Source organism: Streptomyces sp. rh34 (genome assembly GCF_002551245.1).
Taxonomy (GTDB): domain Bacteria; phylum Actinomycetota; class Actinomycetes; order Streptomycetales; family Streptomycetaceae; genus Streptomyces.
Window position 1 is genome coordinate 1 of the sequence record NZ_NTGZ01000191.1, and the last position, 14,066, is coordinate 14,066.

The window sequence follows — 14,066 nt, forward strand, 5'->3', positions numbered from 1 at the left end:
AGATGTGTATAAGAGACAGGGAACACTTCGTGGCGCTCGCCGCCGCCCGCTGCGCGCTGCTCGGTTCCGTGCACGACGCCCTGACGCGGCGGATCGACGAGGCCGTCGGCCGGCCCACCGCCGAGGACGAGACGGAGGGATGCGGACCGGCGTCCGCCGTGGCGGACCCCGGGACGAACCTCCTCGCGGCCGCACGCAGTTGGCTGTGCGACCTGGCGCGCGGCGGCTGGCGGGGCATCGACCACGAGCTCGTCGCCGGGGCCGCGCCGGTGGTCTCCGCGATGCTGCCCGATCCGGGCCTGCGTCGTCGGGCGACGCTGCTCGACGGGTTCGCCGCCGAGCTCGCCGCGTCCTGCCCGGGGGCGACTCTGGAGCGGGTGCCGGTGCGCCGCTGGGCCGATCTGTGGTCACGCGCCCTGCTGTTGACGGTGCCCGGCTCCGCCGGTGACCGTTCCGCCACCCCGGTGACCGGCCGCCTGTTGCCGCTCGGCGTCGATGTGCAGGAGCACGCGACGGCCGTACAGGCCCAGGTCCATGCCGTGTTCGAACCGGCGGACGGAGGCGCGCCCCGTCTGGTGCGCGCCGGGGTTTCGGCGCCCAAGCCCGACACGGTCGTCGGGGCGGGTCTGTGGCAGCTGCTGCGTCCCCGCATGTCCTTGCTCGGCGCCGTGAGCGAGGGCCGCTCGATGGAGCTGGACGCCATGCCGGTGACCGCCGAGGGGGATCTGCTCTGGGACGACGAGCGGGCCCGCCCGGGCGAGCCCGCCGACGCCTTCGCCACGGCGCGCGTGATGCTGTCCACCGCGACCGCCGCCCGCGTCGCACCGTTGGACCGGCACCCCGTCCGGATCGCCGTGCCGGTGCTGCTGGAGGGGTACACCGCGAGGAGCGAGGAGGGCAGGCTCGTGTTCGATCTGGCCGGGCGCCTTCTGGCCGTCGACGCCGACCGGGCGCCCGCAGCCGGTCCGCTGACGCCCGAGGCGGTCGCGGGCTCCCACTCCTGCGTCGGTCTGCTGCGCTGGGACGCCGGGGAGTTCCTGCTGCAGCCGCTCGCGGTCGAGGCGACCGTGCGGAAGAAGGCCGTCGGCGCCCACGCCGGGGCGTGGGCGGGCGGCACCACCGACAAGGCCGGTGTCCGGGCGGAGAAGGCCGCCACCGACGCCGTCGCCGTGCTGCGCGAGCGCGCCGGAAGGCTGTTGCGGAAATGACCGAGGACCTCACCGGGCAGCCGCTCGGGCCCGTCGGCCCGCCCCAGGCCGGACCCGACCCGTACGACAACCGCCGTCAGGTGCTGTACTGGCGGCTCCTGGCCCGTCTCTTCGACGGTGAGGAGCAGCCCGCGCTGGAGTCGGCGAGTCTGGGGGTGGTCGAGGACATCGGGCTGCCGTCCGCACTGCTGGATCCCGGGACGTCGCTCGACTCGGTCGTACAGCGTCATCCGGAGCTGGCCGCCGAGTTCGACGGTCTGATGACACCGGACGACGAGGTGGCCGGCTCCCGCGACCGGGCGGCGGAGGTGCGGCGGGCCGCGCTGGTTTCGAAGGTGCTGCTCAATGTCTTCGCGACCGGTTCGAGCACGGTGACCGCCGAGCAGCTGGCGCGCTGGCAGTCCGACGCGGGCTGGCTGGAGCGTGCGCTGGGCAGCCGACCCGGGGGGCTTCGCGGCGGGCGGGCGGCGGGCGCGGGCCTGGACTCCGGCGGCCTCGGGCCCGAGCTGGCGGCGATCGAGGCGGATCTCGTGGGGCGCATGCGGTTGCGGGAGGTGCTGGCCGATCCGGCGCTGGCCGCGCGGCTGACGCCCAGCATGTCGCTGATCGAGCAGTTGTTGCGGGACAAGGGCAACCTGTCGGGGGTGGCCCTCGCCAACGCCAAGTCGCTCATCCGGCGTTACGTCGACGAAGTGGCCGAGGTGCTGCGTACGCAGGTGGAGAAGGCCACCGTGGGCGAGTTGGACCGTTCGGTGCCGCCCAAGCGTGTCTTCCGCAACCTCGACCTGGACCGCACGATCTGGAAGAACCTCACCAACTGGAGTCCGGAGGAGGAGCGGCTCTACGTCGATCGCCTCTACTACCGGCACACCGTCCGCAGGACGACGCCGCAGCGGCTGATCGTCGTGGTGGACCAGTCCGGCTCCATGGTCGACTCGATGGTGAACTGCACCATCCTCGCCTCCATCTTCGCCGGGCTGCCGAAGGTGGACGTCCATCTCATCGCCTACGACACCCGCTCGATCGACCTCACGCCGTGGGTGCACGACCCGTTCGACGTGCTGCTGCGCACGAATCTCGGCGGTGGGAACGACGGCCCCGTCGCGATGGCGATGGCCCGCCCGAAGATCGCCGAGCCGAAGAACACCGTCATGGTGTGGATCTCGGACTTCTACGAGTTCGACCGCTCCCAGCCGCTGTTCGAAGGCATCGAGGCCGTTCACCGTTCCGGGGTGAAGTTCATCCCCGTCGGCTCGGTGACCAGCTCCGGACGGCAGGAGGTCAATCCCTGGTTCCGGGAGCGGTTCAAGGCCCTGGGCACGCCCGTGGTCTCCGGGCATGTGAACAAGCTCGTACACGAACTCAAGACGTTCCTGACCTGAGGCCCCGCGGGGCGGGGCTCGCCCGCCCCGCCGCGCACCCTCTCGTCTCGCATCCCTCGCACCTCCTCGCGTCCCCCTCTCTCTCGTTCCGCACTTTCCCGCCTGTTCAGAAAGGCCTTCTGATGTCCGACGTGTTGCGCGCCCCCGCCGAGACCAAGTACGCGGAGGAGCTCGACTGGCTGGAGTCGATCGACGACAGCCCCAAGCCGTTCTCCTGGCGGCTGTCCCCGAAGATGGTCCGGCTGTTCATTCTGGGATCCGAGCGCGCCGACGGCCTGGACCGCGAGATCTCACAGAAGTGGTTCGGCGACCGGAGCTTCGTCGAGCGCTCCATCGTCACGCTCGCCTCGGACCGCGGTCTGCTGCTGATAGGTGACCCCGGCACCGGCAAGAGCTGGCTGGCGGAGCTGCTCTCCGCCGCGATCTCCCGCAACTCCACGCTGGTGGTGCAGGGTACGGCCGGCACGACCGAGGATCACATCAAATACGCGTGGAACGTGTCCATGGTCATCGCCAAGGGACAGTCGCGTGCGTCGATGATCCCGTCGCCGATCATGACCGCGATGGAGACGGGCGCCATCGGCCGCTTCGAGGAACTGACCCGTTCCACCAGCGACGTCCAGGACGCCCTGATCTCGATTCTCTCGGAGAAGTACATCTCTGTTCCCGAGCTGCAGAGCGACGGCGCGGACGCGGGCGACAACATCGTCTTCGCGAAGCCCGGCTTCTCGATCATCGCGACCGCCAACAGCCGCGACCGGGGCGTCAACGACCTGTCGTCCGCGTTGAAGCGTCGCTTCAACTTCGTCCGCGTTCCGGTCGTGACGAACAGGAAGAGCGAGGCTGAGATCGTCCGCTTCCGCACGGAGGAACTCCTGCGCCGTCACGCGATCGACCTGGACGTGCCGCCGACGCTGCTCGACATCCTTCTCCAGAGCTTCGCTGATCTGCGGGCCTCGGCCGCCGCCGCGGGCAGCGACGAGGAGAAGCTGGAGTCCGCCCTGTCGACGGCGGAGCAGATCGGTGTGCTGGAGGACGCCGTCCTGCACAGCAACTTCTTCGGCGAGAGCACCCTGACCGCCCGGACCCTCGCCTCCTCGCTCGTCGGCTCGCTCGCCCGGCGGGACCCGGAGGACCTGGCCATCTTCAACAAGTATCTGCACGGCGTCGTCGAACCGCGCAGCAAGGAGGAGGGCGGCTCGTGGCCGGAGTTCCTGGACGGCGGCCGTGACACGATCGCCACGCTGTCATGAGCGGGTCCCCCACGAACGGCCCCGGGGAGAACGGCCCCGGAGAGACGTCGTTCGCCGCGTTGCGCGGGCAGCTGCACGAGGCCGCCACCGCCTTCGCCGACGGGCCCGACGCGCTGGAGGGCATCCTCCTCGGCATGGTCGACGACGTCGACCGGGCGGTGCGCGAGCCGCTGGAGATCTTCCCGGTCTGCCACCACTCGCCCGCCTCCGCCCTCGCCATGGCCCGCCGGCTGCGCGAGAAGCAGCCCAAGGTCGTCTATCTGGAGCTGTGCGAGGACATGGCGCCGCTCCTCGGCGAGCTGCGCAACTGCCGCCTGCCGGTGGCGGTCCAGGCGTTCGCGAGCGAGGTCGACGGGTTCCCCGCCGAGTGGGCCCCGCTCTCGGTCGTCGCCCCGATCACCGAGGCCTCCGCCGAGTACCAGGCCATCGCGTACGCCCTCGACACCCCGGGCGTCGAGCTGGTCCTCGTCGACCGGTCCTCCGACCACGTCTTCCAGTGGGACAGCCGGCAGGGCGAGAGCACCCCCGAGAGGGCGCCCGGTCCTGCGGACGGGTCTCCGGAGCCTGAAGCCGCGCTGCACGGTGAGGCGGTCGGCGTGGAAATCGGTGACCTGCGGCCCCGTTTCGCGGAGCTGGAGGAGCATCTGCTGCGTCACGGCAAGGTGCGGCACTGGTCGGAGTGGTGGCACCAGTACGTCGAGATCCCGCTCGGCGACAGCGACCACGCCGCCTACCGCCAGGTCATGTTCCTCGTCGGCAGCCTGTTCCGGCGGCTCGCGCCCGGTGACGGGCAACGGCTCCGGGTGGACGAGGACCGCGAGCGGTACATGTGGACCCGGATGCGCGAGCACCTGGCATCGAGCGGCGCGGCCCCCGAGGACTGCCTGTATGTGTGCGGTGCCTTCCACGCGGCCAGCCGGGTCGAGGAGTTCGGGGTGGCGGGCGGCGGGTCGTATCTGATCTCCCCGCGCTCCGCCACCGCCTGGCAGCACGGGCTGATCCCGTCCAGCCACGCGGCGATCGAGGCGCAGTTCGGGCTGGCCTCCGGGTCGGTGTCGATCGCCGCGACCCAGTGGGCGAAGAACCTCAAGCGCACCCGGGTCCAGCCGTACCGGCTGGCCGGACAGGACGGTGCGAAGAAGCCGCGCACGGTGAAGAAGGCCGCCCCGGCCGCCTCCGCGCCCCCGGCGGAAGCCGCCGCTGACCGGCTCTCCGGGTTTCTGCGCCGGCCGCCGGTTCTCGACACGCTGGACGAGGCCGAGCTGCTCGGCTGGTCGGTGGACATCGTGCGCGCTGCGCGGCGCGGCGGCTATCTGGCGTCCACCGCCGACGCCATCGCGGTGTTCGAGACGTCGATCCTGCTGGCCGGGATGCGGGACCGGGCCAAGCCCACTCCGTACGACTTCCAGGACGCGGCGATCACCTGCATCGAGAAGGACACGGTGCCGGGACGGCGAGACGTGCGCCGGCTCGTCGAGATCATGATGGGCGGCGACCGGATCGGGCGCGTCGGCTACGACGCGCTGCCGCCGCTGGCCCGCGACGTGCACGACCGGCTCGCACCGCTGGAGCTGAAGCTCCAGCAGCGTGGCGTGCAACGTGCCCTGCTGGACATGCATTCCCGCCCGGAGCTCGGGGCGTGCTCCGACGTGCTGTGGATGCTCCGCCGTCTGATGCCGCACGGCGCGGCCCGGCCGATCATGGGCGAGCGGAGGCTCGGCGAGCGTTCGATCCAGGAGTCGTGGGACCTGGCGCTGGGCACCCATCAGCGGGCGCTGATCGAGCTCGGGTACGAGGGCGTGAGCATCGAGCAGGTCCTGGAACAGCGGCTGCGCCGCGACGCGTACGGTCCGCGGGCGACGGCGGCGGTCGTCCTCGCCGCCGTCGAGGACGCGACGCTGTATCTCGGCAGCCGCCGTCTCGCCGGTGAGCTGGGCACCCGCGCCCTGGAGGTCCTCACCTCCGAGCGCACGGTGGACGGGGCCCCGGAGGTGCTGCGCCGGGTGCGGGGGCTGCTGGCGTACTACCGGACCGGCGAGCCGGTCCTGCCGCCGTGGGTGGAGTCGTTCGTCAAGGCCGGTTACGCGCACTACTGCACCTTGCTGCCGACGGCGTTCACCGACGAGGACGTCACCGCGGGGCAGGTGGCGGCGATGCTGGGCTTCCTGTTCAGCATGGAGGGCCTGGCGCTGTCCCTGGGCTGCGACCGGGCACAGCTGGAGCTGGCCGTCGCCCAGTCGCGCCCCACGGACCCCGAGCGGACGGCGCTTCTGTGGGCGGCGCAGGTGCAGCTCGGAGCTCTGTCCCGCGCCGAGCTGCGGGAGCGCTGCGGCGAACTGCTGGCGAACCCGATGGTGGTGCCCGCCTACCCGCGTTATCTCAGCGGCTTCGTGCACGCGTTGGTGCCGGTGCCGGGGCTGGCGGACGTGGTGGTGGAGGCCGTGTCGAACGCGTTCGGGCGGCTGCCGGATCCGGTCCTGCTGCCGTGGCTGCCCACCCTGATCACGACGCTGCGCGCCGGAGCGGCGGACCTGGCCCCGCTGTTGATCCGTGAGGCGGGGCGGATCTTCCCGGCCCGCCTCGCGGCGCTGGACACCTGGGTGCCGCCGTGGCGCGAGGCGCCGGAAGCCGGTGCACCCGCCGCCGGCCGTACGAAGGCGGCCGACGGCGGGGACCGAGGTGCCGCTCTACTCTTCGCGCACCCGCGGACGCTCGACGCGGTCGCTGAGCTGCTCGGCTGCGACGGCAGGTGGGCCGCGCCCGGAGCGGGTCCGGCGGGCCGGGGCGGCGCCGCACTGATAGCCCGTCACCCGGACACCGCGACCGCGTGGGAGTCGCTGCTCGCGGGCGCGTGAGGGATGGGCGCGACGCCGGGGAGGCCGACCTCGCCCGGCGTCGTGCCCCTTCGGTCTCCCTGGCCCCCCTTCCACGGCATCGGCCGGGTGTTGCCCGGCGGCTGCGATATCAGGCCCTGGATCGCCCGGCGGTGCGCAGCCCCCCACCCGCCTGCTTGATATTGCTTGAAACGCTTGCCTAATATGCAGCTTCGAGCATCTACCGCCAGGAACAGGGAGCACAGATGACGCACGTGGCTCAGGAGCTGGCCAGTCAACCCGACTGCTGGCAGGTGGCCGCCGGCATGGCGGACGGGCTCGCCCACCGGCTTCCGGCGGCCGGCGAGCGCATCGCCGTGGTCGGCTGCGGTACGTCGTACTTCATGGCCCAGGCCTACGCGGCGCTTCGGGAGAGCAGCGGCCAGGGCGAGACCGACGCCTTCGCCGCTTCGGAGTTCCCGGCGGGCCGCCCCTACGACCGGGTCGTGGCGCTGAGCCGCTCCGGCACCACGACGGAGGTGCTCGGACTCCTCGGGAAGATCGGTGACACGACCCGGCGCACCGTGGTCATCGGCGACCCCGACACCCCGATGGCGGCGATGGCCGACGACACGATCGTGCTCGAGTTCGCCGACGAGAAGTCCGTCGTGCAGACCCGCTTCGCCACCTCGGCGCTGACCCTGCTCCGCGCCCATCTGGGCCTGCACACCGACGCGGTCGTCGAGGACGCCCTGGTCGCGCTCGCCGAGCCGCTGCCCACCGGACTGGTGGAGTGCAGCCAGTTCACCTTCCTCGGACAGGGGTGGAGCGTAGGGCTCGCCAACGAGGCCGCGCTGAAGATGCGCGAGGCCGCGCTCGCCTGGACCGAGGCGTACCCGGCGATGGAGTACCGGCACGGCCCGATCAGCATCTCCAGCCACTCCACCGCGACGTGGATGCTCGGCGAAGCTCCGTCCGGGCTGATGGACGAGGTGCACGCGACCGGCGCCCGATGGGTGGCCGGCGGTCTGGACCCGCTGGCGGAGCTGGTCCGGGTGCAGCGTCTGGCGCTGGCCATCGCGAACGCGCGTGGTCTCGATCCGGACCGGCCGCGCCACCTCAGCCGCTCGGTCATCCTCAGCAGCACGGCCTGACGGCCCCGGCCGCCCCCTCCCGCCCGACGGTCCCTCACCCCGGAGTCGCCATGTCCATCGCCGCCACCGGCGATCTGATCGCCCAGGCCGCCGCACAGCACCGTGCGGTCGCCGCGTTCAACGTCATCACCCTGGAGCACGCGGAAGCCATCGCCGAGGGCGCGGAGGCGGCGGGGTCGCCGGTGATCCTGCAGATCAGCGAGAACGCGGTCGCCTACCACCGGGGCCGGCCGCGGCCGCTCGCGCGCGCCGCGGCGGAGGTGGCCGACCAGGCCGCCGTCCCCGTCTCCCTGCACCTCGACCATGTGCAGTCGACCGAGCTGCTGCACCGGGCGGCGGACTGCGGTTTCAGTTCGGCGATGTTCGACGCCGCCCGGCTGCCGTACACGGAGAACCTGGCGGCCACCCGCGCCGCCGTCGTATGGGCGCACGAGCGGGGCCTGTGGCTGGAGGCCGAGCTGGGGCAGGTCGGCGGGAAGAACGGGGAGCCCGCGCTCGACGCCCATGCGCCCGGGGCCCGTACGGATCCCGACGAGGCACGGTCGTTCGTCGCGGCCACCGGGGTCGACGCGCTGGCTGTGGCGGTCGGCACCTCGCACGCCATGACCTCGCGGGACGCCACCATCGACCACGGTCTGCTGGGCAGGCTGCGTGCGGCCGTGCCGGTTCCGCTGGTACTGCACGGTTCGTCCGGGGCCTCCGACGAGGAGCTGGCCCGCGCCGTGGCGGGCGGGATCCGCAAGGTCAACATCGGCACCGCGCTCAACATCGCGATGACCGGAGCGATACGTGAGCGACTGGCCCGGGACGACCGGGGCGTGGATCCGCGCCGCTATCTGTCGGACGGCCGGGACGCGATGGCCCGCACGGTGGCCCGGATGATCGCGGTCCTGCCCTCGGGACGGGCGCACGCCGCGTGACGCTACGCCGGGGGCGTCCCGACGGGCGCCCCCGGCCGGCAGGTGTACGGGTACGGGTCAGGCCTGCTGGTGCAGGGTGCGGGGGTCCACCGCGTGGGCGAACGGGAGGCCGTGCGCGTAGCGTTCGAGCTCGTCGACGGCGGCGTCCGCGAGCCGGTGGAGTTCGCCGCCCTGCGACCCGGCGATGTGCGGGGTGAGAAGGACGTTCGGCAGGTCGTAGAGGGGTGAGTCGGCGGGCAGGACTTCTGGTTCCGTATGGTCGAGCACGGCGTTGAGGCGTCCGGTGACCAGTTCCCTCACGAGGGCGTCGGTGTCCACCAGGGAGCCGCGTGCGGTGTTGACGAGGGTCGCCCCGTCCCGCATGAGGGCGAGACGTCCGGCATCGAACAGGTGCCGGGTCGCCGGGAGTTCGGGGGCGTGGATACTGACGACGTTGCTCTGTGCCGCCAGGGCGTCGAGGCCGGCGCGCTCCACGCCCAGGGTCCGGGCGCCGTCCTCGTCCAGGTACGGGTCGTGGACCAGGACGCGCAGATCGTAGGGGCGCAGCAGTTCGACGACGCGGCGTCCGATGCGTGAGGCACCGACGATGCCCACGGTGCGACGGTAGTTGCCGACGGCGGGGAACCGCTTCAGGAGGTTCACCCGGGAGCGGGCCTCGCGGTAGACGCGGGCGCTCTCCAGGATCTGCTTGTTGGCGAAGAGGATCGCAGCGACCGTGTATTCGGCGACCGGGAGGGCGTTGGCCGTCGCGGCGGTGCTGACGGCGATGCCCCGGTCCCAGACGTCCTGGGTGATGTGGTGCTTCACGGAGCCGGCGGCGTGGACCACCGCGCGCAGCCGGGGCATGGCGCTCAGGGCCGCGGGGCCCAGGGGCGGGCAGCCCCAGCCGGTGAACAGGACCTCGGCCTCGTGGAGCCCGGTGCGCTGGGCCGGGTCGTCGGCGCCGAAGTCGGTGACGAGGAGGCCGGGGTCGAGGTCGGCGACGCGGGCGAGCCGTTCCAGGGTCTCCGGGGCCAGGATCGCCTCGCGGGTCTCGCCGCTCATCGCCAGGACGGTGCGGGGGCGGGTCGGCCGGGGCGCGGCGGGGTGGCTCACTTGACGGCTCCTGCGGTGAGGCCCGAGCGCCAGAAGCGCTGGAGGCAGAGGAAGGCGACGATCAGGGGGACGACGGCGACGAGCGAGCCGATGATGACCAGCGGGTAGAGCTCCGGCTGCTGGTAGACGTTCTGGTTCCACATGTACAGGCCCAGGTTGACCGGATAGAGCCGGTCGTCGTTGAGCATCATGAGCGCGCCGTAGAAGTTGTTCCAGCTCGCGGTGAAGGAGAACAGGAAGATGGTCACGAAGCCGGGCGCCAGCATCGGCAGGGCGACCTTTCCGAAGGTCCGTACCTCGCCGGCCCCGTCCATCCGGGCCGCTTCCAGCACCTCGTCCGGTACGTACCCCTCGGAGAAGACACGGGCCAGGTAGACGCCGAACGGGTTCACCAGGCTGGGGATCAGGACGGCCCAGTAGGTGTTGACGAGGCCCAGTTCGGAGGCCATCAGGTAGAGCGGCAGCTGGACGACGGTCGAGGGGATGAGGACGCCGACGAGGACGACCCCGAACCACTTCTCCCGGCCGCGGAAGGCGTACTTGTCGAAGGCGTAGCCGCAGGCCACCGAGATGAGGGTGGAGAGCCCGGAGGCGACGACGGTGTACAGGAGGCTGTTGAGCAGCCAGCGGACGAAGACCCCGTCGTTGTAGGCGAGGAGTGCGTTCAGATTGGCCAGGAGCTGGAAGTCGCCGAGGCTGAACGGGTTGGTGGCGAACAGGTCCCGGTAGCTCTTGGTGGAGGCGATGAGGAGCCAGGTCAGCGGCATCAGGGTGTAGACGGCGACGACGGCGAGGACGCCGTTCACCATGACGCGGGAGGTGAGCCCCCGGCCGCGGCGGTCCGGCGGCGGGGCGGAGCGGCGTCCGGCGGCTCGGGGCGCCGTGGGCGCGGTCGGTGCGTCGGGGGTGGCTGTCTGGGTGCTCATGAGGCCTTCCACCGGTTGCCGAGCTTGGTGACGACGAAGGACAACAGGCCGGCGACGAGGGCGAGCAGGAGGGAACTCGCGGCGGCCAGGCCGTAGTCGTGGCCCTTGAAGGCCGCGGTGTAGATGAACATGGCCGGCGACCAGTCCTCGCCCATGGTGTTGGCGCGCAGCTGTACGAGCTTGGGGGCGTCGAAGAGCTGGATGGCGCCGACGCACGTGAACAGCAGGGTCAGGACGACCGTGGGACGGATCATGGGGATCTTGACCTGGAGGGCGGTGCGCAGGGCTCCGGCTCCGTCGACGGTCGCCGCTTCCAGGACCTCGCGGGGAACGGCCTGGAGCCCCGCGTAGAAGATGATCATGTTGTAGCCGGTCCACTGCCAGGCGGAGATGTTGACGACCGAGAGGATCGCCTCGTCCTGGCCGAAGAAGTTCCACTGGGCGCCGAGCGCGTCGAGGGCGTCGGTGATCGGGCTGAGCCCCGGTGTGTAGAGGTAGAGCCAGATCAGCGAGGCGATCAGGCCGGGCACCGCGTGCGGCAGGAAGTAGGCGATCTGGAAGAAGCGCCGGGCCCGGGCCATGGTCGAGTCGACGAGCAGGGCCAGGACGAGTGCTCCGCCGACCATCGCGGGGATGTAGAGCGCGCAGTAGAGCGCGATGTTCCCGAACGAGCGGAGGAACGCCTCGTTGCCCAGGGCTTCGGTGAAGTTGCCGAACCCGGCGAAGACGCGCTCGGTTCCGCCGAATCCCAGGCCGGAGGACTCCTCGCGGTAGAGGCTCATCCAGGCCGCGTAGATCATCGGCAGGACCGTGACGGCGGTGAAGAGCGCGAAGAACGGGATCGTGAACAGGGCGACGGCCCGGCGCTGTCCGCGTCGGGTGCCGGGTCCGCCCGGCTTTCCCGGTACGGCGGAAACGGCCGGACCGGCGGGCCCCGTGGGTGGCGCGGCCGGGGGTGGCGGAGTCTTGGCCGGCCGGGCGAGTGGGGCTGCCACCTGATGCTCCTTCGGCTGGATGGGGTGGGCGGGAGAGGAGAGGGGCTGCCCGGCGCCGTGGGCCGTGGGCAGCCGTGCGGCTACTTGTCGAGCTTCAGGCCGCGGTCGGTGACCGCGGTCTCGCCCTTCGCCTGACCGGAGCTGAGCATCTTCGTGTGGTCGCTGCCCGCGGCCATCTGCGCCGAGGTGACCTGCTGCTGCACCGGGCCCCAGGTCCAGCCGGGCACGATGGTGTCGGCGGCCTCGCCGGCGATGGCGTAGACGTCCTGGCCGGCGAAGTAGGAGGTGTCGAACTCCTTCGCCGCCGCGGCGCGCATGGCCTCGTTGGCGGGCAGGGCGCTGCTGGGGGCCTTGAGGGAGCTGAGGCGGGCGGTCATGGCCGCGGGGTCGGTGGTGACCCACTTGATGAACTCGGCCGCCGCCTCGGTGTGTTCGCTGCCCTTGGGCACGATGTAGGAGGTTCCGCCGTACATGCCGGTGCTCGGCTTGCCGTCCCAGGTGGGCAGGGGGGCTATGCCCCACTTGCCTTTGCTGTCGGGGTAGCTGACGGGGAAGGTCCCGGCGCTCCAGGCGGCGCCGATGACGGTGGCGACCTTGCCGGTGGAGCGCTCCTTGGCCTCGCCCTCGCCCCAGAGTGGGGTCTTGGAGGCGAGGCCGTCCGCGAGGAGGTCGTCCCAGTAGGCGGCGACCTTGCGGGAGGCCGGGTCGTCGATGTTCACCTTCCAGGCGTCGCCCTTGGTGCCGTACCACTGGGCGCCGGCCTGCCAGGCGAGGCCGGAGAGCAGGGCGGGGTCACCGCCGCCGAAGTTGGTGATGGCCACGTCGGGGTCGGCCCGCTGGATCTTCTCGGCGGGCGTGCGGTACTCGGCCCACGTCGTCGGCACCTCGACGCCGTGCTTCTGGAACAGGTCCTTGCGGTAGAAGAGCTGGATGGGCGTGACGTCGAACGGGACCGCCCAGGTGGAGCCGCCGAGGTTGACCAGGGACTGGACCGCTTCGGGGAACTCCTTCTTCACCAGCTCTCCGGAGGTGGGCGTGAGGTTCACCAGGTTGCCCTCGCTGGCGTACTCGGGCAGGGCGGAGTAGTCCATGGTGGCCACGTCGGGGGCGTTGTTGCCCTTGACCGCGTTGGACAGTTTGGTGACGCCCTCGGGCCCCGCGGGCACCAAGGAGAACGTGACCTCGATGTCGGTCTGCGTCTTGTTGAACGCGTCGGCCGTCTCCTTGGCGCCCAGGGCGGACGACCAGAAGGTGAGGGTGACGGGCTTGCCGTCGCCGGAACCCGAGGCGTCCGACCCCGATCCACCGCCGCAGGCGGTGACGAGCAGGGCGAGTGAGGCGGCGGACGCCGCGAGGGCGAGGCGGGACGTGCGGGCGGTACAGGGCATGGGCCGGCTCCTACGGGACCTCGAACTGCGGGAGATGAGGCGAACGGCACACATCATTTTGTGCGGAAGAGATCGCCGTCAAGAGCAAATGACCAATTCAATCGAATCGATCATTCGCAGTTCGGTGTCCGCCCCTGGGCCAACGGCCCCCGGGCATGCGAAGAGAGCCGTGCCCGCAGGGCCGGTAGGCCCGGGCACGGCTCTTCGCACGGCATCTCTTCCGTCAGGGGGCGGCGGCGACCGACCCGCAGGAGACCCGGATCCGCAGGGTGGGCAGGATCTCCAGGTGCCTGCGCGCGGCGGAACCCCGGCCCGTCTCCCCCGCCCCGGCCCCCGCCCTCGTGTCCGTCGCGCCGGGTTCCGTCACGCCCAGACGGTCCAGCAGGAGCCGGGCGGCGGCGGCCCCCACGGCGTGCTTGTCCGGGGCCACGGCGGTGAGCGGCAGGTCGGCGAGTCCGGCGACCTCGTCGTCGTACGCGATCACCGCGAGGTCCTCGGGCACCCGCACGCCCCGGGCCTGGAGCCGTGGGATGAGGACGATCGCGTCCGCGTCGCTGTGTACGATCGCGGCGGTCACGTTGCCGCTCGCCACGGCCTCGCACAGGTACTCCAGCGTCCGCTCGAAACGCTTCGCCTCCGACCGTGCGCGGGCGTCGTCCAGCGGCGCGGCCGACACCGGGGTCATCCCCAGCGCCTCCACGGCGGCCCGGTATCCGACCCGGAGCCGGGGAGCGGTCGGGCTGTCCTGCACGGCGAGCGCGATCGCCCGGTGCCCCAGCCCGGCCAGGTGCGCCACCGCTTCGGCGGCGCCGTGCGCGTGGTCCGAGCGCACCCGGTCCAGGCCCGCCGCCGGATGGCCGAGGGGTGCCGAGCGTTCCACCAGGACGACCGGGGTCTCCTGCTCCACCGTCCACAGCCCCTCGCCCTGCTCC

The 14,066-nt window shown here is 71.8% G+C and carries 11 protein-coding genes; 6 read left to right on the plus strand and 5 right to left on the minus strand.

The genetic code is table 11. From position 1 onward, the window contains the following. From CR470_RS27525 to CR470_RS27550, 6 genes are all read left to right on the plus strand, one after another. A partial coding sequence (locus CR470_RS27525) for a hypothetical protein (protein ID WP_107489504.1) occupies positions 1-1,208 on the plus strand: 1,208 nt, incomplete at its 5' end. Further along, positions 1,205-2,590: a VWA domain-containing protein gene (locus CR470_RS27530; protein ID WP_097870213.1), complete on the plus strand. Its 1,386-nt coding sequence runs from the start codon at positions 1,205-1,207 to the stop codon at positions 2,588-2,590. The genes CR470_RS27525 and CR470_RS27530, both read left to right, overlap by 4 nt. A gap of 122 nt (positions 2,591-2,712) precedes the next feature. Next, positions 2,713-3,843 (plus strand): ATP-binding protein, encoded by a 1,131-nt coding sequence (locus CR470_RS27535; protein WP_097870214.1) that lies wholly within the window; start codon positions 2,713-2,715, stop codon positions 3,841-3,843. Continuing rightward, the gene (locus tag CR470_RS27540; protein ID WP_097870215.1) at positions 3,840-6,698 is read left to right on the plus strand and encodes a hypothetical protein; all 2,859 of its coding nucleotides are present in this window, start codon (positions 3,840-3,842) and stop codon (positions 6,696-6,698) included. The genes CR470_RS27535 and CR470_RS27540 overlap by 4 nt, the downstream gene beginning before the upstream one ends. Positions 6,699-6,922: 224 nt before the next feature. Further along, a complete protein-coding gene (locus CR470_RS27545) occupies positions 6,923-7,810 on the plus strand; it encodes an SIS domain-containing protein (RefSeq protein ID WP_097870216.1) in 888 nt (295 codons plus the stop codon). Between the two features lie 50 nt (positions 7,811-7,860). Next, the gene (locus CR470_RS27550; protein ID WP_097870217.1) at positions 7,861-8,730 is read left to right on the plus strand and encodes a class II fructose-bisphosphate aldolase; all 870 of its coding nucleotides are present in this window, start codon (positions 7,861-7,863) and stop codon (positions 8,728-8,730) included. Positions 8,731-8,787: 57 nt separating this feature from the next. On the opposite strand, the gene CR470_RS27555 is transcribed toward CR470_RS27550, so the two are convergent. The 5 genes from CR470_RS27555 to CR470_RS27575 all read right to left on the minus strand — a co-directional run. Further along, positions 8,788-9,825, minus strand: coding sequence for a hydroxyacid dehydrogenase (locus tag CR470_RS27555; RefSeq protein ID WP_097870218.1), 1,038 nt, complete (start codon positions 9,823-9,825; stop codon positions 8,788-8,790). After that, positions 9,822-10,751 carry a carbohydrate ABC transporter permease gene (locus tag CR470_RS27560; RefSeq protein ID WP_097870219.1) on the minus strand — a complete coding sequence of 310 codons (930 nt, stop codon included), beginning with the start codon at positions 10,749-10,751 and terminating at the stop codon, positions 9,822-9,824. Before CR470_RS27560 ends, CR470_RS27555 begins: the two co-directional genes overlap by 4 nt. Beyond that, positions 10,748-11,746 (minus strand): carbohydrate ABC transporter permease, encoded by a 999-nt coding sequence (locus tag CR470_RS27565; RefSeq protein WP_179892386.1) that lies wholly within the window; start codon positions 11,744-11,746, stop codon positions 10,748-10,750. The genes CR470_RS27560 and CR470_RS27565 overlap by 4 nt, the downstream gene beginning before the upstream one ends. A gap of 80 nt (positions 11,747-11,826) precedes the next feature. Next, positions 11,827-13,134, minus strand: a complete 1,308-nt coding sequence (locus tag CR470_RS27570; protein WP_097870220.1) for an ABC transporter substrate-binding protein — start codon at positions 13,132-13,134, stop codon at positions 11,827-11,829. Positions 13,135-13,357: 223 nt separating this feature from the next. Then, on the minus strand, positions 13,358-14,066 hold a 709-nt coding region (locus tag CR470_RS27575; RefSeq protein ID WP_143663876.1), incomplete at its 5' end, for a substrate-binding domain-containing protein.